The sequence below is a fragment of the Metabacillus lacus genome (assembly GCF_009674805.1).
Classification (GTDB): Bacteria; Bacillota; Bacilli; order Bacillales; family Bacillaceae; genus Metabacillus_C; species Metabacillus_C lacus.
Map to the genome: position 1 here is coordinate 20945 of NZ_WKKI01000031.1, position 24992 is coordinate 45936.

At 41.8% G+C, this 24992-nt stretch carries 24 protein-coding genes and 2 riboswitches; of the genes, 14 read left to right on the forward strand and 10 right to left on the reverse strand.

Going from position 1 to position 24992, the window contains the following annotated elements; translation table 11 throughout:
- Nucleotides 1-8 precede the first annotated feature (8 nt).
- The 4 genes from GJU40_RS14350 (at nucleotide 9) to GJU40_RS20735 (ending at nucleotide 1697) form a co-directional block, all read left to right on the forward strand.
- Nucleotides 9-833 carry a carbohydrate ABC transporter permease gene (locus tag GJU40_RS14350; protein WP_154308763.1) on the forward strand — a complete coding sequence of 275 codons (825 nt, stop codon included), beginning with the start codon at nucleotides 9-11 and terminating at the stop codon, nucleotides 831-833.
- A gap of 313 nt (nucleotides 834-1146) precedes the next feature.
- Nucleotides 1147-1302, forward strand: a complete 156-nt coding sequence (locus tag GJU40_RS14355; RefSeq protein ID WP_154308764.1) for a hypothetical protein — start codon at nucleotides 1147-1149, stop codon at nucleotides 1300-1302.
- A gap of 54 nt (nucleotides 1303-1356) precedes the next feature.
- A complete protein-coding gene (locus tag GJU40_RS20730) occupies nucleotides 1357-1518 on the forward strand; it encodes a hypothetical protein (protein ID WP_170289419.1) in 162 nt (53 codons plus the stop codon).
- Between the two features lie 5 nt (nucleotides 1519-1523).
- Nucleotides 1524-1697 (forward strand): hypothetical protein, encoded by a 174-nt coding sequence (locus GJU40_RS20735; protein ID WP_170289420.1) that lies wholly within the window; start codon nucleotides 1524-1526, stop codon nucleotides 1695-1697.
- 361 nt (nucleotides 1698-2058) lie between these two features.
- Here GJU40_RS20735 and GJU40_RS14360 read toward each other — a convergent pair whose 3' ends face one another.
- Both GJU40_RS14360 and GJU40_RS14365 read right to left on the reverse strand, forming a co-directional pair.
- Entirely contained in the window at nucleotides 2059-3855 is a 1797-nt protein-coding gene (locus tag GJU40_RS14360; protein ID WP_154308765.1) for a B12-binding domain-containing radical SAM protein, read from the reverse strand.
- Between the two features lie 352 nt (nucleotides 3856-4207).
- Nucleotides 4208-5230 carry an acyltransferase family protein gene (locus GJU40_RS14365; protein ID WP_154308766.1) on the reverse strand — a complete coding sequence of 341 codons (1023 nt, stop codon included), beginning with the start codon at nucleotides 5228-5230 and terminating at the stop codon, nucleotides 4208-4210.
- Between the two features lie 300 nt (nucleotides 5231-5530).
- Here GJU40_RS14365 and GJU40_RS14370 point away from each other — a divergent pair, with 300 nt between their 5' ends.
- The 4 genes from GJU40_RS14370 (at nucleotide 5531) to GJU40_RS14385 (ending at nucleotide 10190) form a co-directional block, all read left to right on the forward strand.
- Nucleotides 5531-7729, forward strand: a complete 2199-nt coding sequence (locus GJU40_RS14370; protein WP_154308767.1) for a PAS domain-containing sensor histidine kinase — start codon at nucleotides 5531-5533, stop codon at nucleotides 7727-7729.
- 16 nt (nucleotides 7730-7745) lie between these two features.
- On the forward strand, nucleotides 7746-8234 hold the full coding sequence (locus tag GJU40_RS14375; RefSeq protein ID WP_154308768.1) for a methylated-DNA--[protein]-cysteine S-methyltransferase: 489 nt from the start codon (nucleotides 7746-7748) through the stop codon (nucleotides 8232-8234).
- Nucleotides 8235-8410: 176 nt separating this feature from the next.
- Nucleotides 8411-9196 (forward strand): SDR family oxidoreductase, encoded by a 786-nt coding sequence (locus GJU40_RS14380; RefSeq protein ID WP_154308769.1) that lies wholly within the window; start codon nucleotides 8411-8413, stop codon nucleotides 9194-9196.
- A gap of 415 nt (nucleotides 9197-9611) precedes the next feature.
- On the forward strand, nucleotides 9612-10190 hold the full coding sequence (locus GJU40_RS14385) for a DUF2087 domain-containing protein (RefSeq protein WP_154308770.1): 579 nt from the start codon (nucleotides 9612-9614) through the stop codon (nucleotides 10188-10190).
- A 137-nt stretch (nucleotides 10191-10327) separates the two neighbouring features.
- On the opposite strand, the gene GJU40_RS14390 is transcribed toward GJU40_RS14385, so the two are convergent.
- The 6 genes from GJU40_RS14390 to GJU40_RS14415 form a co-directional block, all read right to left on the reverse strand.
- On the reverse strand, nucleotides 10328-11302 hold the full coding sequence (locus tag GJU40_RS14390; protein ID WP_154308784.1) for an ABC transporter permease: 975 nt from the start codon (nucleotides 11300-11302) through the stop codon (nucleotides 10328-10330).
- Entirely contained in the window at nucleotides 11271-12824 is a 1554-nt protein-coding gene (locus GJU40_RS14395; RefSeq protein ID WP_154308771.1) for a sugar ABC transporter ATP-binding protein, read from the reverse strand. Before GJU40_RS14395 ends, GJU40_RS14390 begins: the two co-directional genes overlap by 32 nt.
- Nucleotides 12824-13981, reverse strand: a complete 1158-nt coding sequence (locus GJU40_RS14400; RefSeq protein ID WP_154308772.1) for a sugar ABC transporter substrate-binding protein — start codon at nucleotides 13979-13981, stop codon at nucleotides 12824-12826. Before GJU40_RS14400 ends, GJU40_RS14395 begins: the two co-directional genes overlap by 1 nt.
- The gene (gene mtnA / locus GJU40_RS14405; protein WP_154308773.1) at nucleotides 13968-15044 is read right to left on the reverse strand and encodes an S-methyl-5-thioribose-1-phosphate isomerase; all 1077 of its coding nucleotides are present in this window, start codon (nucleotides 15042-15044) and stop codon (nucleotides 13968-13970) included. The genes GJU40_RS14400 and mtnA overlap by 14 nt, the downstream gene beginning before the upstream one ends.
- A 14-nt stretch (nucleotides 15045-15058) precedes the next feature.
- Nucleotides 15059-16249, reverse strand: a complete 1191-nt coding sequence (mtnK, locus tag GJU40_RS14410) for an S-methyl-5-thioribose kinase (protein ID WP_154308774.1) — start codon at nucleotides 16247-16249, stop codon at nucleotides 15059-15061.
- Nucleotides 16250-16426: 177 nt separating this feature from the next.
- A riboswitch (SAM riboswitch) is annotated at nucleotides 16427-16589 on the reverse strand.
- A 145-nt stretch (nucleotides 16590-16734) separates the two neighbouring features.
- Complete coding sequence (locus GJU40_RS14415; protein WP_154308775.1) at nucleotides 16735-17520, reverse strand: carbon-nitrogen family hydrolase; 786 nt, start codon at nucleotides 17518-17520, stop codon at nucleotides 16735-16737.
- A 94-nt stretch (nucleotides 17521-17614) separates the two neighbouring features.
- On the opposite strand from GJU40_RS14415, the gene GJU40_RS14420 reads away from it, so the two are divergent.
- The 5 genes from GJU40_RS14420 (at nucleotide 17615) to GJU40_RS14440 (ending at nucleotide 22138) form a co-directional block, all read left to right on the forward strand.
- Entirely contained in the window at nucleotides 17615-18787 is a 1173-nt protein-coding gene (locus GJU40_RS14420) for a pyridoxal phosphate-dependent aminotransferase (RefSeq protein WP_154308776.1), read from the forward strand.
- Between the two features lie 93 nt (nucleotides 18788-18880).
- A riboswitch (SAM riboswitch) is annotated at nucleotides 18881-18990 on the forward strand.
- A gap of 81 nt (nucleotides 18991-19071) precedes the next feature.
- The gene (gene mtnW / locus GJU40_RS14425; RefSeq protein WP_154308777.1) at nucleotides 19072-20295 is read left to right on the forward strand and encodes a 2,3-diketo-5-methylthiopentyl-1-phosphate enolase; all 1224 of its coding nucleotides are present in this window, start codon (nucleotides 19072-19074) and stop codon (nucleotides 20293-20295) included.
- On the forward strand, nucleotides 20292-20957 hold the full coding sequence (locus tag GJU40_RS14430) for a 2-hydroxy-3-keto-5-methylthiopentenyl-1-phosphate phosphatase (RefSeq protein WP_154308778.1): 666 nt from the start codon (nucleotides 20292-20294) through the stop codon (nucleotides 20955-20957). The genes mtnW and GJU40_RS14430 overlap by 4 nt, the downstream gene beginning before the upstream one ends.
- On the forward strand, nucleotides 20954-21583 hold the full coding sequence (locus GJU40_RS14435) for a methylthioribulose 1-phosphate dehydratase (protein WP_154308779.1): 630 nt from the start codon (nucleotides 20954-20956) through the stop codon (nucleotides 21581-21583). The genes GJU40_RS14430 and GJU40_RS14435 overlap by 4 nt, the downstream gene beginning before the upstream one ends.
- Nucleotides 21584-21604: 21 nt before the next feature.
- A complete protein-coding gene (locus GJU40_RS14440; protein WP_154308780.1) occupies nucleotides 21605-22138 on the forward strand; it encodes a 1,2-dihydroxy-3-keto-5-methylthiopentene dioxygenase in 534 nt (177 codons plus the stop codon).
- A gap of 350 nt (nucleotides 22139-22488) precedes the next feature.
- Here GJU40_RS14440 and fosB read toward each other — a convergent pair whose 3' ends face one another.
- Nucleotides 22489-22908, reverse strand: a complete 420-nt coding sequence (gene fosB, locus GJU40_RS14445) for a metallothiol transferase FosB (RefSeq protein ID WP_154308781.1) — start codon at nucleotides 22906-22908, stop codon at nucleotides 22489-22491.
- 250 nt (nucleotides 22909-23158) lie between these two features.
- Here fosB and GJU40_RS14450 point away from each other — a divergent pair, with 250 nt between their 5' ends.
- Nucleotides 23159-24583, forward strand: coding sequence for a dipeptidase (locus tag GJU40_RS14450; RefSeq protein ID WP_246188376.1), 1425 nt, complete (start codon nucleotides 23159-23161; stop codon nucleotides 24581-24583).
- A gap of 143 nt (nucleotides 24584-24726) precedes the next feature.
- Here GJU40_RS14450 and GJU40_RS20845 read toward each other — a convergent pair.
- The coding region (locus tag GJU40_RS20845; protein WP_212029853.1) for a hypothetical protein at nucleotides 24727-24992 on the reverse strand (266 nt) is incomplete at its 5' end.

Consider the following 24992-nt stretch of genomic DNA (forward strand, 5'->3'; position numbering starts at 1 on the left):
GAACTGCAATGAAAAAATTCAGCATAGGTAAAGCCCTGCTGTATGTCATACTGTTCGGTTATGCAATTGTCACGCTCATACCATTTTTGTGGGCGCTGTCTTCTTCATTTAAGCCGCTGGCTGAAATTGTCTCAGGATCTATCCATTTTATTCCCAAAAACTTCACTTTGGATAATTACAGACAAATTTTTTTAGAACAGGAACTGTTTCCCAGATGGCTGTTTAACTCAGTTTTTATAGCAGTAGTCGGTACTTGTTTGAACATTGTTTTTAACAGCATGGCAGGCTATGCGCTTGCGAGACTCAGTTTTCCTGGCAAAAAACCTTTGTTTATTCTTATCCTGGCCGTCTTGATGATTCCAGCTCAAGTTACTCTTATACCGAATTATTTGATTTTGCGCGAATTTGGCTGGCTGAATACTTATCAGGGTATGATTGTACCTGCGATGATTAATGCTACATTCATTTTTATGATGCGACAATTTTTTATTAACTTTCCTAAAGAACTGGAAGAAGCTGCCGCAATTGACGGACTAAACCGCTTTGGCGTTTTCTTTAGAATTGTCATGCCGCTTGCACGCCCGGCACTGGCAGCTCAAGCAATCTTCGTATTTATGGGTTTATGGAATGATTTCATGCGACCGCTGATCATATTGTCAGATGCGAGTATGTATACCCTGCCGCTCGGGCTCAACACTTTTAAAGGCCAGTATATCAGCTACTGGAATTATATTATGGCAGCATCCATGGTCTTCACTCTCCCGGTATTGCTTATATACGCATTCTTTAACCGATATTTTATTAAAGGCATCTCCTTTACTGGAGGAAAATAATCATATGCTTAAGCTGGCTCTTACCCGTATCTCTGCAGGTGGAGCCAGCTTTTTTGTTTATCCAGACAGTACCATACATAATCATTTTTATTTTCTGCATGATAAGAAACGCGTGAATTAATAGTGGAATGACTTTGGGAAGCCTTGCTGATGATCATTGCAGGCTTTATCTTATGAAGGATCTTCAGTGTGCGCGAATTTTGTTATACGATCCCAAAGATACTATAACAAAACGCCGTACTTTGTTATACGAATCCAAAGTTGCCATATCTAATACCAGTAACAATTGATGAAATAGAGAGGTGTGGGTCTAGTGAATGATCATGAAAGCAACGAGTTTCCCCCAGCGCATCTTTCCGCTGAGCAGTTATCACAGCTGCGCAAGGCTGAAGAAGCGCTAAGAGCGAGTACAGGGGAAGACATCGTACTTATTGCCTACGAGCACAAAGATTTGAAAACAATCCTATAAAACGAATGCTTTTAAAGAGAATATGCAAACTAAAGAAGAGAGGAGATGATATCAATGAAAAGAAAAACAGGTAAGGATGCTGCTGCTACAAGCAATATGACCCCTTCAGAAAGCTTGCCGGCGGACGAAGCACGCAGGCAGTTTCATGCTGAAAACCCTGCTAAAGGTTTCAACCGAAATTCTAAGCACGGCCTGCAGGGAAACGGGAAGGAGTAGGACTGATGACGAGAAAACATGAGAAAAGCAAGGACATGGAGAATCATAAAAAACCAATGGATACCAGTCTGCTTGAAGAAGAGTTTGGCCAGGAACTTGGAGATTATCAGGCGAGCAAAATATACGAATTGCTAAGTGAGAGAAATGAAAAGAAGAACAAAGGAAAACCTAAGAAGTAAGGAAAACCAAAACAGGCAGTAAACCTTAAGGGGTTCATGCCTGTTTTGTGCTACTTTTATCTAAAGCTGCTACCAACTTGCGGACCGCTTTCCGCGGGGCCGGCGGTGAGCCTCCTCGCCGCCGTTGGCGTTTGCGGGAACTAACCTGCAATTAGGAAAGGTTGCTTTAGACCAACTGGTTCCTCAGGAATATATAGTCAAGCGCAAGGAACGGAAATCAACAGCCCCCAGCCCCATACCAGCACAAACCAAAAAGACTGTAGACAAGCTCAATTTCCATCGAGTTTGTCTACAGTCTGAAAGGACTTAAAAAGTACTTTTGTCGTTTAAACTACATTATAAAATTATTTAAGCCTTCTGTTTAATAAGTAAGAAAACGGCCCCCCGCTTTGTTTGCTGTGAAGCTTGCAGAGCTTTTTCTGCTTTTTGTAAATACTTCTGTTTGATAATTGTGGGGATTGTAAAGTACCAGCAGCAGCGTTTTTTCGTATTGTATGCGTCCGGTTTCCAAGTAAGTCTGTAAGTTGAACGGAAGCAGCTCCAATACGGTGTGCTTAAATAGATCTTTTTCCGAAAGTTTCTTATCGGCAAATGCCTGACCCATCACAGCTGGGTTTTCCTGGATCTCACGGTAATAAGCAGATCTTTCTTCCTTGGACAATATCTCGTTCCACCAAGGCTTTCTCGGCTTGTGTTTTGAATTTAACAGATAATCGTATTTCATCAGTCCTTCTGCAGCTTCAACATGTTCATCCGATTTTGACTTTAAAAACAGTGATAAACGGAGGAACAGGTCCTCAAGCTGATGGCCGATTCTGCTCCAGCCCATTTCATCCCAATATGCCCCAAACTCCTGGAAGAACTCGAACGGAGAGGAGAAAACATGCTGAACAAGATACTCAATCGTCGTATCCATTCGGTGGTCATTCCAGTATTTCTCCAATACATCTTCCACCTGCTTGATTTTAATAATATCATCAAAAGTCAGAACATTGTTACCCAGAATTTCGTATGGAGAAGAATCCATGTATGTGTATTGATGGTCCTTCGCTCTTAATCTTAAGCCGGTCCCGCGCAGCATTTTCAAGAAGCCGAGCTGCAGTTCTTCAGGACGGAGTGCAAATACATCATCAAAGGTTTTTTTGAAAGAATGGTAATCTTCTTCCGGAAGCCCTGCAATAAGATCCAGATGCTGATCAATTTTACCTCCGTCGCGGACCATTGTGACAGTCCGGGTCAGCTTGCTGAAGTTTTGCTTTCTCATGACCAATTCATTTGTTGCATCATTCGTGGATTGTACGCCAATTTCAAACCTGAACAAGCCTTTGGGTGCATGGTCATTCAGAAATTGAATGACTTCCGGACGCATAATATCTGCAGTAATTTCGAATTGAAACACTGTGCCGGGGATATGTTCATCTATCAGAAACTGAAACATTTCCATTGCATAGCTTCTGCTTATATTAAAGGTGCGGTCCACGAATTTAATTGTTTTTGCACCATGCTTCATCAAGTAGCGGATATCGTCTTTCACCTTATCCCGGTCAAAATATCTGACACCTACCTCAATTGAAGAGAGGCAGAATTGGCAGCTGAAAGGGCAGCCGCGGCTGGTCTCAATATAAGTCACTCGCTTTGACAGCTGCTCCTTGTCTTCCTCAAAACGAAATGGGGAGGGAAGCTCCTTTAAATCGACTTTATTCCGCTGAGGGCTGATTTTAATTTTGTCATCTTCCCTGTACGCAAGACCACTGACAGAAGAGAAGTTACCAGATCCTTGTGCTTCTGTTAAAAATTGCTTAAACGTTTCTTCGCCTTCACCAATTACAATAAAATCTACTTCGGGCACTTTTTGCATCCACTCGTATGAGTCATAAGTGACCTCAGGCCCTCCTAAGACAATTGTAATGGAGGGATGTATCTTTTTGATCATCTTGATAATGGCGATTGTTTCTTCTATGTTCCAGATATAGCAGCTGAACCCAAGAATATCAGGCTTTTTTTTATAAAGATCTGCCACAACATTTAACGCGGGATCCTTAATTGTATATTCAGCTATTTCTACATCAAATTCAGGCGCTGCATAGGATTTCAGGTAGCGGACTGACAAACTTGTGTGTATATATTTTGCATTTAATGTACTGACTACTATGTTCATGTTACACCACTTCTGTTAGTATTTGGATGCTTTCGCTTTGCTGTTGTGCTGCCAGCACGATAACTCTCCTTTTCAGTCACACTTTTTAAAGGAAGTTAAGAACTATGAAGTAAAACAACAAGCATTATGAAAACAAGCTATTTTTTTTACAAAGCTTTACCCATTCTATCATATTTTTGCCCGTGCAAAAAGCTGATGATCGATGTAAGACAGACTTAGTGTAGTTGCGCTGGGAGCAATTTCATAATAGGTAACCATAGCTAACCATAGCTAACCAGTCCAACCAGTACGATATAGGCAAATTATCTGTAAAATATGAGAAATAGAGAAAACCGGGCATCTGCCCGGTTCTTTAGCGGTATATTTCCTTTTTTCCTACGGCTTTCAACATATTTCTGAAGGTAGTTGTTTTCAGTTCAATAATTGGCTGTGTCATGGTTTTAACCATTGTACTTGACAAGATGAACGTCAGTGCCACTGCCATGAATACAATCAGCGTCAGGCTCTGATACTCCTTCAGCCAGCCTGCAAGCTGACTTTGCCTGAAATAACCGATAACAAATCCGTGGAGCAAATAAACATAAAAGGTTCGTGTTCCCCATTTAGTGAAGAAAAATTCTCTTCTTGGAACGAATGCCATAAAGGCGAAAGTGAGCAGAATTGTTAGAACATAAAAACCAAGTCTTGTCAGCCCGCTCCATACATCAGCTTCTCCAAAAGCAGCGTAAGGTTTTGAACCGAAGAGCCATTCAAAATGAAAATCAATAAACAGATAAGCGATGAATGCTGCTGCCAATATCCCGCCTGCAAGTTTTTTTGCTGAGGGTGCTGATAATCTTTTAAAATGTTCCCCTCTCAAATAATAACCAAGAAGAAACAAAGGGAAAAATACAAACGTCCTGGAAAGACTGAGATAGCTGCTGATAAACTCTGCATATCCGACTGCGATTCCGATTCCAAAAGCAATCGTCACTGACACTTTCTTTGGGAATTTTGTAAATACAAACAAAAGAATGTTCCAAGAGAACAAGCTGAGCAGAAACCAAAGTGACCAGTGCGGATTCAGAGGATCTCTGTACAAGGTGTCTTTGCTTTGTATCAGATAATAATAAACTGAATAAATTCCCTGAAAAATAAGGTAGGGTAAGATCAGCTTTTTGGTTATCTTTGCAACATAACCTTTTTTGTTAAATCCTTTTGCAAAAAATCCTGCAAGCAGGATGAATGCTGGCATGTGAAATGTGTAGATATACTTATAGATTGTCATAATCAGCTCATTGTCATTTATAAATGATCTGATGAAATGTCCAAATACGACCAGCAGGATTAAAAGGAACTTGGCATTATCAAAATAACTGTCCCTTGTTTTTTTCAAAGTGATCACCTGATTTCAAAAATTTTTAAAAAAGCAGAGTAAGATATTGGTATTTTTAATTAAGAAATACCCGCTGCTACATTAGGATAAAACATGAGTAACAGCAAGTCAGTCATATCACAGCCTTTGTTAGAAACTTGTCATCCTCTTGTTACATATCAGTAAGAAAGTGGGAAGGCATGAAAAATATGTCGAAATAAGCGGTGAAAAAATCGTCATTTTATCCATTCTGGTGAAGGACTCTAGGTGCATTTGTAGAAAGTTATGTACATGAAAGAAGCGGCAAAAGGGGAGGACGTCATGAATCATACGATGATGAATGATGAAGTGGTTCAAATGAGGCAAGAGCTGGACAGGCTTCGGAAAGAAAATGATGCGCTGCAGGAAAAACTGTTTACACATGAAATTATGTTTCATGGAGCACTGGATGCGATTATGGTTTTTGATGAATATATGAATTTTATAAATGTGAATGCTGCAGCATGTGAAATGTTTAAGCTGTCGAGAGAGCATTTATTAAATAGAAACTTATCGGACTTTTTAAGTTTAATGCCTGCAGATGAACTGGAGCGTCAATCTGATATCTTACGGAGGGAAGGTATTTTTTGTGGAGAGCTGCTGCTCAAGCTGGATGGAGGAGATATTAAGTTTATTGAATTCACAGCAAAGAATCGTGCTCTCGGCCGTTATCATTTAACAATCATGAGGGATATTTCATCAAAAAAGATGCTTGAACGGGAACGGATAATTAATGAGCAGCTTTTTAAGGATCTGTTTAACAGGGCTGTAGATGGTATTATTATTTTTGATGATGCAGGAAATTTTATTGATGCCAATCAGTCGTTTTGCCATGATCTTGAGATTGATAAGGGAAATCTTGCGGCTTATTATCTGCATATGTTTGCTGAAGCAGAGGAGATTGAAGAGCAGATCTGGAGCAGTCTGAGGGTATCAGGAAGGGCTCAAGGCGAGCTTACATTCCGCTTGAAAAGCGGGCAGAAGAAAATCTTTGAATTTACTACAAGTTCCAATATTTTAAATGGATTTTATATGTCCATCATGAGAGATATTACTGAGAAGCGAATGATGGAAATGAGACTTTATAAAAGCGAAGAAAGATTCAGGGAAATTTTTGAGAACGCAATTGATTCTATACTCATTGTGGAGAAAGACGGCAGAATTGCCAAAGCGAATCAATCGGCATGCAGAACATTTGAATTACCTTTAGAGAAATTAATGGAAAGCAATATTATGAATTTTATTGATAAACAGGATTCCCGGTTTATCGAGGTGGCAAAGAGATATTCGGATAATGGTGCCATCAGGGACGAATTGAAATTCAGTATGCCTAATGGCCAATGTAAAGAGTTAGAGTTTACTTCAAAAATGAATATTTTTGACAGCCAGCATCTCATCATTGCCCGCAATGTCAGTGACAGAAAAGAAATGGAGAAAGAGCTGAGAGAAAGCGAGTTAAAATTCCGAAAAATCTTTAATGGCGCAATGGACGGAATTGTTTTATTTAATGACAGCTATGATATTGTGGATGCAAATCCAATCGCCAGTAAAATTATTAATATTTCACTTGAAAAATTAAAAAACAGCAATTTGTATGAATTGTTCTGTTTCGATAAAATAGGCTGCAATGAGGCGAAGAGGGAAAGCTTTAACCTGCTTGATGAGGTGACCGAAGAATTTCCGCTGTTCCTGAAGAACGGCCAAAAAGTCATTGTAGAATGTTCTGTGAAGAGAAATGTAATTGAAAACCTAAACCTGGCTATCTTCAGGGATGTCACTGAACGGAAAGAGCTGGAAGAGAGGCTGAGAAAATCAGATACGTTAAATGTGGTTGGAGAGCTTGCGGCAGGGATTGCACATGAAATCAGAAACCCGATGACGGCACTGAAAGGTTTTATTCAGCTGCTTCAGGGAAGTGTGAAGGGCGATTATCCGATGTATTTCAATGTGATCACGTCCGAGCTCAAAAGAATTGAATCAATTATTACAGAGTTCTTGGTATTGGCGAAACCGCAGGCCGTTCATTATCAGCAGGAAAGTGCGGTAAAAATCATGAAAGAGACGATTGAACTGCTAAATGCTCAAGCTATTATGGCAAATGTCCAAATCAGGCTTTCCAGCTATTCAAATATCCCATATATCTACTGTGAGCCCAATCAGCTGAAGCAGGTATTTATCAATATTTTAAAAAATGCCATTGAAGTCATGCCGAAAGGCGGTTTCATCTCAGTGACGATGGATAAAAAGGACGAACAGCACATCACCATCTGCATTCGCGACAAAGGAGCAGGAATTCCTGAAGATAAATTAAAAAGACTGGGAGAGCCTTTCTACACGACAAAGGAAAGGGGAACCGGACTTGGGCTGATGGTGAGCTATAAAATTATTAAAGAGCACAGAGGCAAAGTCAAGGTTGAGAGCACTCTAGGCGAAGGAACAACGTTTCATATTACCTTGCCAATACACCAGGAACAAATATGATACAGGAGAGAAAAGAATGAACTGCATAACATACTCCAGCCCCCTCGGAGAATTGTATATCATTGAAGAGGATGGCATGCTGACGCATTTGTATTTAAATGAGGAAGATTACAAGGCTTCCCGGCAGGAAAGCCTCGCAGTAATGGAAGAAACTCCTTTGCTAAAGGAAGCGGCTGTACAGCTGGAAGAATATTTTCAAGGAAAAAGGAAAGTGTTCAGCCTTCCTATTAAACAAAATGGGACACCTTTTCAGCAGAGTGTCTGGGCAGCTTTGCAGGAAATCCCTTATGGAACCGCCAAAAACTACGGACAAATCGCAGAAGAAGTCGGAAGTCCGAAGGCTGTCAGGGCAATTGGCCAGGCCAACAGAAGAAATTCCCTGCCAATTATCGTTCCTTGTCACAGGGTGATAGGTAAAAATCAATCATTAACCGGATATGCTGGAAGCAGAACAAATTTGAAAGAACTGCTGTTAAATTTAGAAAACATTTCTTATTCACCTTGAAGGAAAGCCTGCTGCAGCCAGTTAGAGATAACAGTGTCTGCAGCAGGCTTTTTTTATTTTTTGCTCTATAGGGGTGGATGGTGATAGCAGAAACTTATCTAAGATCTTAATAGATTTTAGATTATACAGTGAAAAAATGGGGGATATAACTAACAGAAAATGAAGGAGGGATATTTATGAATTTGTCTTTGAAGGGAAAAACTGCACTTGTAACAGGAGCTTCATCAGGGATTGGAATGGCTTCTGCCATCAGCCTCGCTAAGGCAGGCGCAAAAGTTGCTTTGCTTGTTCACCACAAGGAAGGCGCAGAGGAAGTTGAAAAAGAGCTGAAACAGCTTGATGCTGAATATCTTGTGCTGGAAGCAGATGTGAGTGATGAGGAAAAACTTAAAACGGCGGTTACAGAAGCAGGAGAGAAATGGGGAGAATTTCACGCGGTTCTTGTTAATGCAGGTATAAATGGTACTCTTTCTCCCATTGAAGACCTGAATGTGGAAGACTGGGACAAAACCATTCATACTAATTTAAAAAGCACTTTTATGACAGTGAAATACTGTATTCCTTATATGAAAGAGAACGGCGGAAGTATTGTCATTACAAGCTCCATCAACGGAAACAGAATTTTTAAAAACTTTGGAATGTCAGCCTACAGTACCTCAAAGGCAGGACAGATGGCATTTGGTAAAATGGCTGCACTGGAGCTTGCTCAGTACGGCATCCGTGTTAACATCATCTGTCCAGGTGCAATCGATACCAATATCGATGAAAACACCTTCCCAGAGAAGGAAAAGCTGAAAAAGATTGAAATACCTGTAGAGTATCCTGAAGGTAATCAGCCGCTGGAGCAAAAAGCTGGTGAACCTGAGCAGGTAGCCGATCTGGTTCTTTTTCTTACATCAGATGCCTCCAAACATATTACCGGCACAGAGCTCTTCATAGACGGTGCAGAATCTCTTCTATAAGAGATTGAAGAGCACTGAAAGTTTCATATGGATACAACCTGACCAATTAGCTTAGCTTTTTGGTCTTTTAGTTGTACATAAAAAAGGATCATACTTGTCACATCAACAAATGAACAACATATAATTTACTAAGGTTAAAAAAGTTTCCTTAATGCAAAAGGTGGTGGAGAATGTTGGTTTCCCGTGTTCATAAAATTGAAGCACTATCATGGCTGGTTCATAAAATGGGGATAATCTCAGCTGATGAGAAAGAGCAAATCATGAAAAAACAGCAGGTCTTCAAATAAACAAAAATGAAAAATCGTTTTTCATGCTGGCTTGTCCTTTTGAAAGAGAGTACTTTGGATATTGTTGACAATTTACCTAATTAGGTTATAATCTAATTAGATAAATATCTAAATAGAGGATTGTGACTATGCAGCTGAATAAATTAGTGGAGTTTCACAAAGTGATGGGAGATCCAACCAGAATCAGAATTGTCACACTGCTTGCCAGCGGGCCTAAGCATGGCCAGGCAATAGCGGGTATACTCGGCTTAACGGCGCCAACTATTTCCCATCACCTTGGAAAACTGAGGGCTTTAAATTTGATTGAGGAGAAACGGGTGAAAAACAGTATATATTTTGCACTTCATCACAATGTGTATGATCATTATGCTGCTGCAGTTGGAGAAACGGTACGTAAGGGAGGGGATGAGGAAATGAGCGCACAGCAGGGGAGTGACCACATGATACTGAGGAATTACTTAACAAAAGAGGGGAAACTGAAAGTCATTCCATCTCAGAGAAAAAGAAAGCTAATTGTTTTAAGACATATTGTGGAAGAATTTGAGCCAGGCCGCAAATACCCTGAAAAAGAAATAAATGAATATCTGCTAAAATACCATGAAGATTTTGCAACCCTCCGCCGGGAATTGATTATGAATTCTATGATGTACAGAGAAGATGGTATATACGAGCTAAATCCGAAAGAAATGTGGAATAACATTGATTAATTTCCTTGAAAGTTGAGTTTGAGGAAAACTTCCGCTTTTAGGCAGGACAAGCCCTTTTGAGAGAGGCAGGCAGTTCCCAGCATATTTCCTAGAGAAACAAATATCTCCCCTCTACATCTAGAGGGGAGATAGTGATGTTACTTTTTCTGTAAATGCCAAAGCGCAAGAGCACCTATCAGAATACTTCCTTTTAATATATCCTGTGCATAATAGGGAACGTTCAGCATAGTCAAACCGTTAAGCAGGATCCCAATTAACACAGCTCCGAAAAATGTTCCGACTACATTAGGCTTTCCTGCACCAAAGACAGAGAAACCGATGAAGGCTGCTGCCACTGCGTCCATTAAAAGAGGGGCGCCTGCTGATACTTGACCCGTTCCAATTCTAGAGGCAAGAATAATCCCGCCGATAGAGGCAAAAATGCCGCTTAGAACATATGCATACGTTCTATAGCGGTTTACAGGAATGCCGGATATGCGGGCTGCTTCCCGGTTGCTGCCAGTCATATAAAAAAGCCTGCCCGGCCGGGAGTATTGAAGAAAAAGGTGAACAACGATGACTGCTGCAATCATGAGCAGTGCTGAAAAAGGAATGCCGAACAGCTCGCCTTGTCCGATGTATAGGAATGAAGGGATAAATCTGCCCGGTGCTGTTCCTCCGCTCTCCAGCGGCATATTATTATAAATGGAGAAGCCCTTTGTATAGGTCAGCTGTACGCCATTGATGATGTACATAACAGCAAGGGTAGCCAATAAGTCAGGAAGCTTAATTTTCACAGCCAAAAATGCATTAAAAAGCCCAATTAACACTCCGAGCAGAATTGGAATGATAAGCGCAATGAATAATTCCTGCCGATAAAGCACAAGTGCTGCGGCACTTGTTACTGTTGCAAGGCTTACCGTTGATCCAACAGACAGGTCAAAGCCGTCTACGATTAATGAAAAAGTGATACCGATTGCAACAAAGGTCACAATACTGATGGACCGCAGTATATCGCTGAAATTTGAATAACTTAAAAATTCATCTATAATAATTGAAAAAAAGAGGATGAGCGCTCCTGTTACAAGGAGAGTTCCGTGCTTAAATAGAAACTGAAGAGCTTTTTCTTTCATAGGTTTCCTTGTTGTCTGAAGTTCTGTTTGTACCACTCTGATCTCCTCCGCTGGCATAATAAATAATTTCTTCTAAAGAAGTTTCCCTGCAGGACAGCTCCTTGACCATTTTGCCGTTATACATGATGAGTATTCTGTCGGCAACCTCCAAAAGCTCCTGCCACTCACTGGTAAAATACAAGATGCTTTTTCCGCTTTTAGCAAGTGACCCAATGATGTCAAATACTTCCTGTTTAGCAGCAATATCAATTCCTTTTGTTGGTTCATCAAATAAATAAACACTGCTGTCAGTTTTCAGCCATTTTCCAATTACGACTTTTTGCTGATTTCCTCCACTTAAATATCTGGCTGCAATAGAAGTTGATTGTGGCGTGATTGTCAGCTGTTTCATTAGTCCTTCAGCTTCATTCCGCTGTTTTCTGTTATTCACCCATCCAGCAGCGCTGAGTTTCTTGAGAATTTGAGAAGTGATGTTCTCAGCAACACTGTGCTTGATAAATAAGCCCTGTCTGCGTCTCTCTTCCGGTATCAGGCATATTCCTGCGGATATGGCATCAGAAGGGGAGGAAACAGATACTGCTTTTCCCTCTACTTCCAGGCTGACCTTTTCCCCGCTTAAACCATACAATGCCTGAGCAAGCTCAGTTTTACCTGCACCAACCAAGCCGGCAATCCCGACAATTTCACCTGAATGAACAGTGAAATCTACTGCTGTTTGTTTTTGGGGAATGGATAAATTTCTGACTTTTAAGGACAGCTTCTCTTCATTCACAGAAGATTTGCCTGCAGCCCCCTTCAAACCTGACTGAGAGCCGGTCATCTCTTTAATCATGACAGGTATGTCCGTTGCAGCAACGGAATTTGTATAAGCAGTAACCCCATCACGCAAGATCGTTACAGAATCGCAGATTTCTTTAATTTCAGACAGCCTGTGGGAAATATAGATAATCGCTGTTCCTGATTTCTTCAGCATTTTGATAATATTGAACAGCACACTTGTTTCAGACTGGCTCAATGGGGCGGTAGGTTCGTCCAGAATAATTAAATCTGAGGAAGAGGAAAGAATTTTAGCGAGTAAAATCAGCTGCTTTTCCTGCAGTGAGCAGTCCTGCACCAGCTGCTCGACCTTTATGCTAAGTCCAATGGAATTCACCAGCTTGATTGCATTGCTTTTTTGCCGTGAGACCGAGATTAGGAAGTCTTCGTTTGGCATGTCTGCGAGATTTTCAAAAACGGGAAGTTCAGGAAAAAGTGAAGTGTCTACTTCCTGAACGAGTATTCCAATTCCTGATGTTTTGGCATCCTGGGGAGAAGAAAATGAAACTTCTTTTCCGGAAAGAAAGATCTTTCCGCTGTCAGGCTGATAATCACCGGATAAAATTTTCATAAGTGTACTTTTTCCGGCACCGTTCATTCCCAGCAGGGCATGGACTACACCCTTTTTCACAGTAAAGTCCACGTTTTTTAAAACAGAGTTTTCCTCAAATGCTTTGCAGATTTGCTTCATTTCCAAAGCATGCATTATTTTTGCTCCTTTTCCTTTTCTTCGAGCGCTTTCATCCAGGGAGAGACTGCTACAGAAGAGGTGCCCCAGTTCGGAACATGATCTGTAAGAGAATCCATTTTGATTGGTTCTTCAGGCAGAGACGAAGCTCTTACAAGATGCGGCTCAAGCGAAAAGATGTTTGGCGTTTCTTCTCCGGCAATTTTCTGGTAGGCAAACCGAACCTGCACGCGGCCAACCTCAGCAGGATCCGTTGCTGCTGTAGCTTCCCAAGGACTTCCTTCCTGCTGCATCAGCTCCAGATCTTCATCGCTCAAATCAATTCCATATACTTTTATTTCATCGCGGCCAGCTTGCTGAATCGCACGTGAGGCGCCTTTTGCAAATTCGTCCCATGTGGCAAAAACAGCATCAATATCTCCCTTGTTAGGGTGCTTTTTCAGAATCGCTTCCATCTGGGTTTGTGTGTCAAGGGCAGTATTGCTACTTGCTGCTCCAAATTTAGCAATCTCTTTAATGTCCGGGTAACGCTGCTTAAAAGCATCATAAATAACGTGTCTGCGCTCCATCGGTGTAAAGCCGCCGACCCAGACAGTAACTATGTTTCCTTCGCCGTTCAAATCTTCTGCAAGTGTTTTTAAAGATTTCCATGCAAGACTGTAGTCATCCTGATCAATGACAGTAACGCCGTCGAGTGTCAAATCATTATCAAATGCAACTACAGGAATGCCTTTTGCCAAAGCTTTCTCAACAGGAACCCTTAAAGCATCGGCACGCCCATGATCTATTAGTATTGCATCAGCATTTTGTGTAATGGCATTTTCAACATATGTAGCCATTTTGGACAAATCGTTGTCAGCGTTATAAATTTGAACTTCTCCGCCGAATGTTTCAACCTGTTCTTTCAAGCCGGATATATACTGAGATGAAAAAGTGCCGATTGACATCTGCATGATTGCTGCTATTTTGACGGGTTTTTGCAGAGCTTCAGGAATCTCGGCAGCTTCTCCGCCTTGTGTAGAAGAAGGAGTTTTCTTTTCAGCAGTTTCGGATGCTGCTGCCTGAGTCGAGGCTGATTTACTGCTGCTGCCTGCAGCATCCTGTTCGTTTGTGCAGCCTGCAAGCAAAGTGATGCCAAGCGTGAAGGAAATAAGAAATTGTTTAGCTTTCCACATATTGTGCTTCCTCCTTAAATAAGTTTCTGATTTTTGACAAGTAATCTCCGGTTAGGATGCCTCTTTCAGTAACAATCCCCGTTATAAGTTCGGAAGGTGTCACATCAAAGGCAGGGTTGAACACATTGACACCTTCTGGCGCGATTCTTACGCCATGCAGATGTGTTACTTCTTCTGGATTACGTTCCTCAATTGGAATAGATTTACCGCTATCCAGGGAAGGATCAAAGGTAGAGAGGGGAGCTGCAACATAAAACGGAATATCAAACGCTTTTGCAAGAATGGCAAGATTGTAGGTTCCTATTTTATTAGCTGTGTCTCCATTTGCTGTAATGCGGTCCGCACCAACAATAATGGAAGTAATACCTTTTGATTTCATTGTATGGGCAGCCATGTTGTCAGTGATCAGGGTTACATCAACACCCGCTTGAAGAAGCTCCCAAGCTGTCAGCCGCGCTCCTTGAAGAACAGGGCGGGTTTCACAGGCATACACCTCAAGAGAAATATCCTTTTGCTTGGCAAGGTAAAAGGGAGCGAGCGCAGTTCCATATTTTGCAGTGGCAATTGACCCTGCATTACAGATGGTCATCACCTTATCTCCTGCTTTGAACAGAGACAAAGCATTCTCTCCGATCAGCCTGCATGTTTCTTCATCTTCAACCTGTATTCGAATAGCTTCGTGGATTAACAGGGTTTTGGCTTCATTTACAGAAATTGCTTTCTGTGCTGCTTTTACAAGCCTGTCAAGCGCCCAGGCAAGATTAACAGCAGTCGGCCTGCTTCCTGCCAGATAATCTTTTTGTGAATTCAGTTGCCTGTGAAAGCTGTCAAGGCTGTCTGCAGAGATATCAGCAGCTGACAGTGCCAGGCCGAACGCAGCGGCAATGCCGATAGCAGGCGCACCCCGAACTTTTAAAGTGGTAATCGCATCCCAAACATCCTCTATGGTTTTCAGTTCAAGATATTCTGTCTCATGAGGAAGCTTTTGCTGATTGAGCAGTGATATAGATGTTTCTTTCCATTCCACGGATCGTGGAATGCAGTTATTGTTATTCTCATGCATATTGTAGTCTCTCCTTAGCTTGCAGCTACTTGTGCAAAGTAGCTCCGCAGTTGTTTTGTTTGGGTAATAGACGTGCGTTCTTTAATAAGGGCAGTGCCAAGTGCAAGGGCCTGCTGTTTTGCTTGAATTCTGCGGTTCTTGTCAGCAATGCCGTCCAAATCTGCTACATGGGCAAGACCAATTGTTCTGCGGATAATTTCACACCCCGCAAATCCGACAGCATCCTCAAAAGCCTTTGTCAGCACGTGCTGCAGATAGCCTTCTGTACGGGTGAAAACCTCCAGGCTGTCTCTTTCCCAGGATTTAGAAAATTCTCTTTGAAAGACTTCCCAGGTGGTATCAATGTGCTGAAATAAGCTTTCCTGCTCCTGAGAGGGTTTACTTAAACTGTTTAGCAGTAAATTGCCGATAAACTGTCCAATATCAAATCCAAGCGGGCCGACATATGCAAACTCAGGATCGATTACCTTTGTTTCTGTATCGCTGGCAAAAATACTTCCAGTATGAAGATCTCCATGAATCAGGGCATCTGCCTCTGTCAGAAACTTACGCTTCAATTTGGCCGTTTCAAGCTTCAGCTCTGTATCTGCCCATAATGCCTCTACATCTGCTCTCAGCTCTTCTTCAAAATCATTTGTATCATGATCAAAGAAGGGATCTGTGAAAACAAGATCTTCAGTAATTTTACAAAGATCAGGGTTTGTGAACTTCTTTACGAGTTCTTTTTTCGCTGAGGGCTCTAATGCAAAATCTGAACTATAAAATAGTGTCTTAGCAAGAAATTCACCGATATGTTCAGAAAGAAGTGGGTAGTTTTCACCACCTATTAGGCCTGTTCTTGATATTTTCAAATGTGATAAATCTTCCATGACGGTAACTGCGAGAGAATCATCTGTATAGTAAACTCTCGGGACAAGGGCTGGAACAGTTTCCGCTTGCTTTTGAAGGGCACTGCTTTCAATTCTTGCTCTGTCTAAAGAAAGAGGCCAGCTCTCTCCGACAACCTTTGCATAGGGAAGAGCCTGCTTGATAATAAATCCCTTATCACTGCTCTTGTCTGCAATATGGAAAACAAGGTTCAAGTTCCCATCTCCAATTTCACGGCAGTGCAGGTCGCTTCCGGCTGGAAAAAGATTCAGGCGTACTGCTAAAGCGATAGCTGAGTTTTCAGAAAGCGGCTTATAGGATGATTTTTGTCTGTTCATGTTTTTACCTCCAGTTGATGAAATTCACGATTTCCTCAGGTTAATGAATATTAAAAATTCTTATTGAAACAAAGTGCACAACACTTGTTGCGGACAGTGCTTACATAACAGTTCTTCTTTTAACTGCATGAAAAAAGCCTCTTTCGCAAGAAAGAGGCGTGAAGTCTGGCTCCGCACCTCTTATCTCCCAGAAAATATCTTTCTGATGGAATTAGCACCGTGCTTTAAAGAGAGTAAGTACTCTCCGGCGCTAAATTGCAGCGCCCCATTTCGCAATGGAATTACAGCCGGTTGCTGTTGGTGTCATCGGGCCAAACCCTCGACCAACTCTTGATAAGAGATGGATCCTGCAAAGCAGGAATCCTATTAAATTATTATGTCATGCCGCGGCAGCGTAAACTGCCGGAATATGATGTTGGAAAGCAATCACTTGTTTGAAATCATAACAGGTGATTTTGAAAACTGTCAATCTTTATTTTGTGTAGTCAATCATAGTAAGAAGGGCGGCGATCTTCAAAAATTGGGATTTGGCTCCTGACTTCAGTTACTTTATCAAGTTGAATGCTTGCAGAGATGCTTTGTTCTGTTTTGCCTGCTTCCGCAAGAATTTCTCCCCATGGATCTATGATCATCGAGTGTCCTGCAAATTCATTGCTGGGATCTGAGCCGGAACGGTTACAAGCAACGACAAAACATTGATTTTCAATGGCTCTTGCCAAAAGAAGCGTTCTCCAGTGCTCCAGCCTTGCAAGCGGCCATTCTGCTACAATAAACAGCACTTGGGCTCCTCTTGTAGTATGAGTTCTGATCCACTCAGGAAATCTGATATCATAGCAAATGAGGCCGGCACTTTTGACGCCTTTCAACGTAAACAGGCTTTTCTCAGAGCCTGGTGCAAGATAATGATCCTCATTCATCAGCCTGAACAGGTGAAGTTTGCTGTATTCATGAATGATGCCATCTTCCGGGCTGACAGCAAGCAGCGTGTTTCTTACTTCATTTCCAGTTCTCTTTGCAACAGATCCGCCCACAATGGAAACTGAATGTTTTCTTGCAAGTTCAGCTAGAAATGATGCTGTCTCCCTGCCGTCTTCATCAGCAATTTCGTCCAGCCGCTTCAGGTCATATCCTGTTGTCCAAAGCTCAGGAAGCACAATGATATCAGGTTTGTCTTCTGCAGCTTCCCTGATTAGCTGAAGTGCTTTTGTGAAATTTTCTTCTGGCTTGCCAAAAGCTATGTCAAACTGAAGGCAGGTTATTTTTCTATTCATGCACTCACTCCTTAAAGAATTTCCTTTACATTTTGCTATTAACAATATATGATTTGTGACTGTAATTTCAAGAACTATTTGAGAAGGTGTAAAAATGAAAAAATTCGAACAATCACAATTGCTGGCTTCACTGCCAAAGCAGTTTTTTGCCACGCTTGTAGAAAAAGTAAATTCCTATGTTCAGCAGGGCTATGATGTTATTAATCTCGGACAGGGAAATCCAGATCAGCCGACGCCTCAGCATATCGTGGATTCATTAAAGAAGGCAGCTGAAAAACCACAGTACCACAAATATTCGCCGTTTAGAGGACAAATTTTCCTAAAGGATGCTATTTCACAATTTTATGAGCGTGAATACGGAGTAGTACTGGATCCGGAAAAAGAAGTAGCTATTTTGTTCGGCGGCAAAGCGGGCCTAGTTGAAATTCCCCAATGTCTGCTAAATCCGGGAGATGTTGCACTTGTACCTGATCCTGGCTATCCTGATTACTGGTCAGGGGTTGAGCTTGCAAAAGCAAAGATGGCAGTTATGCCCCTCAAAACGGAAAATTCGTTTCTGCCTGACTACAGTTTGTTATCTGAAGAAGTGCTGAATGAAGCTAAGCTGATGTTTTTGAATTACCCGAATAATCCTACCGGGGCAACCGCAACGGAGAAATTTTTCCAGGAAACAGTAGAGCTGGCGAACAGCAGCAATATTTGTGTGGTTCACGATTTTGCTTATGGTGCAATCGGGTTTGACGGAAAGCGTCCGCGAAGCTTCCTGCAGACGGAAGGGGCGAAAGAAACAGGAATTGAAATATACACCCTTTCCAAAACATACAATATGGCCGGATGGCGCATCGGATTTGCAGTCGGAAATCCAAGTGTGATTGAGGCGATCAACCTCTTGCAGGACCATATGTATGTGAGTGTATTCAGTGCTATCCAGGAAGCTGCAGCTGCTGCACTGCTGGAGGATCAGGAACCTGTCAACAAGCTTGTGGACATGTATGAAGCCCGCAGAAATACGCTGATTACCAGCCTGAATTCAATAGGCTGGAGTGTTGAAGCGCCACAAGGGTCCTTTTTTGCATGGCTGCCGGTGCCGGAGGGTTACAGCTCTGAGGAATTTTCTGATCTTCTTTTGGAAAAAGCGCAGGTTGTGGTTGCCCCCGGAGCAGGTTTTGGTGAATATGGCGAGGGCTATGTAAGAGTAGGTCTCCTAACAAGCGAAGACAGGCTGAGAGAAGCAGCTGAAAGAATAGGTGCGCTGAACTTATTTTGAAAATTTCATTCAATAACATTGACAGGTTGAAAATTACATGTCATAATCCATATTAATTTCAATCGAAATCATTTGAATAGTATGAACAATTCGTTCTTATCAAGAGCAGGTGGAGGGAAAAGCCCTATGAAGCCCGGCAACCGACTTAATTTTCCCAATTAAGCACGGTGCTAAATCTTGCAGCGTCAGCTGAGAGATAAGGAGATGAAAGTATAAACTTTTAGCCTTTTCTCGCGCAGCGGTGAAAAGGCTTTTTATATGCTTATTGCAACGGAGGTAATAGTATGGATGAATTGATTGCCAGCTATCTGGTATATGACGAAAAAGGTAATTTAGAAAAAAAGGCCGAAAGCATCGCCTTGGGACTGACTGTTGGATCTTGGACGGATTTGCATGCGCTGGAACAAGAGCAGCTCAGAAAACACAAAGGCAGAGTGGTATCTATAAAAGAACTTGATCCTGCAGGCCGGGCAGCAGGAAAACGGGGTATATTGAAGATCGCCTATCCAACAGCTAACTTCAGCAGTGATATCCCTGCCATTTTAACAACTGTGTTTGGCAAGCTGTCACTTGATGGAGAAGTAAAACTCCTGGATCTCTCATTTCCTGACACCCTGAAAAAGACCTTTCCTGGTGCCAAATTTGGTATTCAGGGCATAAGAGAATTGACGGGGGTCTACGACAGACCCCTTCTAATGAGCATCTTTAAGGGAGTAATCGGCAGAGATCTGGACTACCTGAAGGATCAGTTGAAGGAGCAGCTCTTGGGAGGAGTCAACATTGTAAAAGATGATGAAATTCTCTTTGAAAATGAGTCTGCCCCTTTTGAAGAGCGGGTTACGGCAGGAAAAGAAGTTCTGAAAGAAATATACGAACAAAGCGGCAGCAGGGCGTTGTATGCTGTCAATTTGACAGGACGCACATCTGAGCTGAAGGATAAGGCAAGAAAAGCTGCAGATCTTGGTGCTAGTGCCTTATTATTTAATGTATTTGCGTATGGGCTTGATGTTCTTCAGGAGCTTGCAGAGGATCCTCAAATTCAGGTGCCTCTCATGGCACATCCTGCCGTCAGCGGAGCATTTACTTCTTCAGAAACGTACGGATTTTCACATTCACTGCTGCTTGGCAAATTGCTGAGATATGCGGGTGCTGATTTTTCCTTGTTTCCGTCACCTTACGGGAGTGTCGCTTTGGAAAAGGAAAAGGCCCTTGGCATTTCACGTGCATGCCATGAAAACGACAGCTTTAAAACCATCCTTCCGGTTCCATCAGCGGGAATTCACCCTGGATTGGTCCCGCTGCTGTATCAGGATTTCGGAATTGACAGTGTAATTAATGCGGGGGGCGGCGTACATGGACATCCGCAGGGTGCACAAGGCGGAGGAAGAGCGTTTACTGCAGCCATAGATGCAGTGCTGCAGGGCATTCCGCTTTCTGAACAGGCACAAAGTCATGAGGACCTCAGCCAGGCTTTAAACCTTTGGGGATATGCAGAGGCAGCGAAATGAGCAGGAAAACAGCCATTATCTGCGACTTTGACGGAACCATAACTAACAGTGACAACATCATCGCAATCATGAAAAAGTTTGCACCTCCTCAATGGGAAAAACTGAAGGATGAAGTTCTTTCAGAAGAGATTTCCATCAGGGAAGGTGTGGGAGAGATGTTTTCTCTTCTAAGTTCATCTCAAAAACAGGAAATTACAAATTATATTTTGAAGCATGCAGCCATTCGGGAAGGATTTGCAGAATTTGCTGCTTTTGCAAAAAACAGTGATTATCCGCTCTATATCGTGAGCGGGGGAATTGATTTTTTTGTTGAGCCATTGCTCGAAGGTCTGGTTGACCCTGATTCTATCTTTTGCAATTCAGCTGATTTTTCCGAATCTGCCATTACCATTCTCTGGCCGCATGAATGTGATCATCTTTGTGAAAATGATTGCGGCTGCTGCAAGCCATCGGTTGTCAGGAAACTAGCCTTGGAGGATTACCGGAAAATTGTCATAGGTGATTCCATAACGGATCTGCAGGCAGCGAAACTTGCTGATCTTGTTATTGCAAGGGATCTTTTGCTTCAAAAGTCAAAAGAGTACAATTTGAATTACAAGGAATTTTCGGATTTTCATGATGTCATTTCTATTTTGAAAAAGCTGGAGGAGGTGACAGTATGACAGCTTATAAAGTAAAGTGGCAGGAATTGTCTGACGTGAAGCAGGAGCTGGCTGCAAGGGACTGGTTTCCGGGTACAAGCGGCAATCTAGCCATTAAGGTAGACTCCAACCCGTTAACTTTCCTTGTAACGGCAAGCGGAAAAGATAAACGTAAGGTAACAGAAGAAGATTTTCTGCTTGTTGATGAAGAAGGGAAGCCGGCTGAACAGACTTCTTTAAAGCCTTCGGCTGAAACACTCCTTCATGTTGAAATTTATAAAAGAACGAGAGCCGGCTGCAGCCTTCATGTGCATACACTTGATAATAATGTGATTTCTGAGTTATATGGAGACAAAGGCTTTATTACTTTTCAAGGTCAAGAGCTGATTAAAGCATTTGGCCTTTGGGAAGAAAATGCAAGCATTACCATCCCGATTATTCCCAATACTGCTTTCATCCCTCAGCTTGCTGATGAATTTGCTCAACATATCAGCGGTGATGCTGGAGCCGTGCTGATTCGAAATCATGGCATTACAGTATGGGGCAGAGATGCATTTGAGGCAAAAAAATGGCTTGAAGCTTTTGAGTTTTTATTTTCTTATACATTAAAACTGGCATCTTTGCGCCAGCTGCAAGGAACAAATTAAAAAATCTGGGAGGAATATGACATGGCTACAATTCGTTTTCATGAAAGCAATAAAAGACTAACATCTCAAGAGGAAGTAACAGCGTTTTTGGAGAAGCAGGAGGTTATTTATGAAAGCTGGGATATTGAAAAGCTGCCGAGCCACCTGAGAGAAAAGTTTCAGCTTTCAGATGAAGAAAAAAGCGAAATTCTTGAGGTTTATAAAGAAGAAATCAAGGATATCTCTGAAAGAAGAGGCTATCAGGCGCAGGATGTGATTTCGTTATCAGATGCGACGCCAAACTTGGATCAACTGCTGCAAAACTTTATACAAGAGCATCACCATACAGATGATGAAGTAAGGTTCATTGTCAGCGGACACGGGATCTTTGCCATTCAAGGAGAAGACGGCGAATTTTTTGATGTAGAACTGAATCCGGGAGATCTCATTTCCGTACCTGAAAACACCCGCCATTACTTTACGCTTCAGGAAGACCGCAAAGTTGTAGCTGTCCGTATCTTTGTCACCAGTGAAGGCTGGGTTCCGATTTACGAGCAGGATGAAGTGAATGCATAAGAAATTAAAAGCTGAAGTGGAGCTGAATGGCTTCTGCTTCGGCTTTTTTTATTTGGGCTGATTTACTAACGAATAAGAAACATAAACGGAGCTTTTCCGGCTATATGCTGAAAATCGCTGTTTTCAGGGGATATAAGGGAATGAATTCCATTTATGGTGCTTAAAAACCTCTATTTCGCGCTATTTAAGCTCTATAGGCGGAATACCTCCGGCTATATAAGGCTTTTTTCGTGCTGTTTATTCAATAAGCGGAAATGATACGCTTATTGATCCGGTGAAATGTTAAAACCAGAACTCTAACGTCCATTTATATTTGTTTCCTCCGCGTTCATTAACCAACATGAAGATCCTCAGTAAAACGTCATATGGTCTTTGCTGCTTTTGTAATACGCAAGTCTGTCCTCCAATGTTCCTGTATGAAGCTCAAATTTATGGCCGTCAGGATCAGTGAAGTATATGGATGATTTATCTTCTGCTGCTCTGGATCTGCCCTTCAAGACAGTAACATCGAATTGGTGCAGCCGTTCAAGCCAGGAATTCAAATCTTCTTCTTTTATAGAAAAAGCAATATGTGTATAAGATAAATGTATGTCACTTCTTGGGATGTCCCTTTCTTCATTTAGTGCAAGCCAAATGCCGTTAATATCAAAGTAAGCTGTTGATCGTCCGGAAACAAGCAGCTTTCCCTGAAGAACATGCTCATAAAAAAATATGGATGTTTGAAGGTTACTAACGGAAAACAGCAAATGATTCAGGCCTTCTATTTTCATAAGATATCATCCTTTCACAATAAACTCTGCCTATTATTCTACTGTATTTCACTATGCTGCTGCATGCAATATCAACCAGGAAAAAGTTAGGCCTTTGTCTTCAATTGGAAGAAACAGCATCAGTCAGATTTCATATTATACCGAAATCTCTGGGGGTCAAATAAACTGATTTTTCCAGAATAATTGACTTTAAAAAATTCTGAATTTACAATTTATAGAAGTAATAAAAATAGAATACAGGAGGGTATGTATGAAAAAAATAATGTCAGTCTGTGCAGTTTCTTTGTTCATTTGGTCCTCAGGCCTTGCTCAACCTGCAGAAGCTGCCCCGGCCAAAGAACTGGATGCCAAAGCCATTCACTTTCAGTCTGTAGTAGCAGACAGCCATAATGATACGATGATGAAGGCTGTCAACCCTGATACTTGGCTCCCGCAAACAGATATAAGAGGAAATACATCTTTTCATATTGATATACCAATGCTTCATGCCGGCGGACTGGATGTTCCATTCTTCGCAGCTTATACATCCGGTTATTACGGAAATACTCCCCGCAGCCTGAGCAGAACGCTTGCGCTGATTAATGCACTATATTGGACGGAAGAAAGAAATTCAGATGTTTTCACGATCACTCCAACAGTGAAAGAAATTGAAAAAGCAGTCAAGGATGGCAGAATTGCAGCAGTTCCTACAGTAGAAGGGGCTTATTCAATAGACAAAGACAATGCAATCGGACTTCTTCACCAATACAGAGATCTTGGCATTCGCGCAATCACGTTTACTTGGAATTACTCTAATGCACTTGGAGAGGGTGCTAACAGAACATACGGAGATCCTTCACGCACACCTTCACAAGGCGGATTGACTCCGTTAGGCAAAACAGTTGCAGAGGAAATGAACAAGCTGGGAATGATTATCGATGTTTCTCATATGGCGGAAAGCACGTTCTGGGATGTCATGAAAGTCACAAAAGCCCCAGTCATGGCTACACATTCCGGCGTTTATTCGCTCAGAAATCATGTCAGGAACTTGACGGACGATCAGCTGAAAGCAATTGCTAAAAATAGAGGAGTAGTGGGTGTAGTCTTTTATCCGGACTTTCTTACATATGGATGGCCGGAAAAACAGAATACACTCAAAGACTATGTCGATCACATAGATTATATCGTCAACTTAATCGGAATTGATTATGTAGCTCTTGGATCAGATTTTGACGGAGGACCGCTGCCGTCTGATATACAAGATTCATCAGAATTGTATAAAGTAACAGAAGAGCTTGTAAAACGCGGATATTCTAAAAAGGATATTGAAAAGCTCCTTGGTAAAAACACTCTGCGCCTGTTAAAAGAAGTGGAAAAGCTTTCGAATTACAATTCAAATTCCGACCAAAATGCAATCGTCATTCAGCCGGAACTGAAAATGGGAGAGGAAGCGAGCAGCAATACACCGCTTCTGCAAGCAAAAGTAACAGCTAAAGGCAGCAAGCTGAAGAGGGAACAGCTTCGTATGATAGTGGACGGTATCTCCTATAACCCTTCATACAATGAAAAAACAGGAATCATGTCTCTTCAGGTAACTGCAGAACTGAAAGAGAAATTCCATACTGTTACATTTGAGGCTGCAGCATCATCAGGCAAAGTTGCAAAAGAAACTATCATTTTCTATGTCAGTCAGTAACTGATAAAAAATAGCATCCACAGGGTGCTATTTTTTGACGGGAGAAGTATAAACGGAGGTAGTCGGGGTAATTGCAGGGTGGAGCCTTCTCAGGTGGAAAAATAAACGGACGTTTTCCGGTTAAGTTCCAAATTGGGCATTTTTCAAGGATTATAAGGGTAGGAATCCCGGTTAAGCCTGTGAAAAAGCCTCATTTCAAGCCTTGTTAAGAAGATAGCCGGAATCCATCCGGCTATTTCCACTATTTTAGATGATATCAGCCAGATAAGCGGAATTCCTCCGTCTATTGGGGGCTCAGTTTGCACTTTTCTAATAGATTTGGGCCTTGCCTGGATTAAGTCCATATAATTGTGTAAAAAGAAAGAGTCATTTTGTTCCTTCTTGTCAACACTGTTTTCAACGACGATAA

Bases quoted from the DNA above. Each gene is read 5' to 3' on its own strand.
- GJU40_RS14375 (WP_154308768.1), top strand. From the start codon at position 7,746: ATGAACTGCATAACATACTCCAGCCCCCTCGGAGAATTGTATATCATT.
- mtnA (WP_154308773.1), bottom strand. From the start codon at position 15,044: ATGCATGAGAATAACAATAACTGCATTCCACGATCCGTGGAATGGAAA.
- GJU40_RS14415 (WP_154308775.1), bottom strand. From the start codon at position 17,520: ATGAATAGAAAAATAACCTGCCTTCAGTTTGACATAGCTTTTGGCAAG.
- GJU40_RS14380 (WP_154308769.1), top strand. From the start codon at position 8,411: ATGAATTTGTCTTTGAAGGGAAAAACTGCACTTGTAACAGGAGCTTCA.
- GJU40_RS14430 (WP_154308778.1), top strand. From the start codon at position 20,292: ATGAGCAGGAAAACAGCCATTATCTGCGACTTTGACGGAACCATAACT.
- fosB (WP_154308781.1), bottom strand. From the start codon at position 22,908: ATGAAAATAGAAGGCCTGAATCATTTGCTGTTTTCCGTTAGTAACCTT.
- GJU40_RS14440 (WP_154308780.1), top strand. From the start codon at position 21,605: ATGGCTACAATTCGTTTTCATGAAAGCAATAAAAGACTAACATCTCAA.
- GJU40_RS14385 (WP_154308770.1), top strand. From the start codon at position 9,612: ATGCAGCTGAATAAATTAGTGGAGTTTCACAAAGTGATGGGAGATCCA.
- GJU40_RS14350 (WP_154308763.1), top strand. From the start codon at position 9: ATGAAAAAATTCAGCATAGGTAAAGCCCTGCTGTATGTCATACTGTTC.
- mtnK (WP_154308774.1), bottom strand. From the start codon at position 16,249: ATGAACAGACAAAAATCATCCTATAAGCCGCTTTCTGAAAACTCAGCT.
- GJU40_RS14435 (WP_154308779.1), top strand. From the start codon at position 20,954: ATGACAGCTTATAAAGTAAAGTGGCAGGAATTGTCTGACGTGAAGCAG.
- GJU40_RS14360 (WP_154308765.1), bottom strand. From the start codon at position 3,855: ATGAACATAGTAGTCAGTACATTAAATGCAAAATATATACACACAAGT.
- GJU40_RS14450 (WP_246188376.1), top strand. From the start codon at position 23,159: ATGAAAAAAATAATGTCAGTCTGTGCAGTTTCTTTGTTCATTTGGTCC.
- GJU40_RS14400 (WP_154308772.1), bottom strand. From the start codon at position 13,981: ATGTGGAAAGCTAAACAATTTCTTATTTCCTTCACGCTTGGCATCACT.
- GJU40_RS14390 (WP_154308784.1), bottom strand. From the start codon at position 11,302: ATGAAAGAAAAAGCTCTTCAGTTTCTATTTAAGCACGGAACTCTCCTT.
- mtnW (WP_154308777.1), top strand. From the start codon at position 19,072: ATGGATGAATTGATTGCCAGCTATCTGGTATATGACGAAAAAGGTAAT.
- GJU40_RS14370 (WP_154308767.1), top strand. From the start codon at position 5,531: ATGAATCATACGATGATGAATGATGAAGTGGTTCAAATGAGGCAAGAG.
- GJU40_RS14395 (WP_154308771.1), bottom strand. From the start codon at position 12,824: ATGCATGCTTTGGAAATGAAGCAAATCTGCAAAGCATTTGAGGAAAAC.
- GJU40_RS20730 (WP_170289419.1), top strand. From the start codon at position 1,357: ATGAAAAGAAAAACAGGTAAGGATGCTGCTGCTACAAGCAATATGACC.
- GJU40_RS20735 (WP_170289420.1), top strand. From the start codon at position 1,524: ATGACGAGAAAACATGAGAAAAGCAAGGACATGGAGAATCATAAAAAA.
- GJU40_RS14420 (WP_154308776.1), top strand. From the start codon at position 17,615: ATGAAAAAATTCGAACAATCACAATTGCTGGCTTCACTGCCAAAGCAG.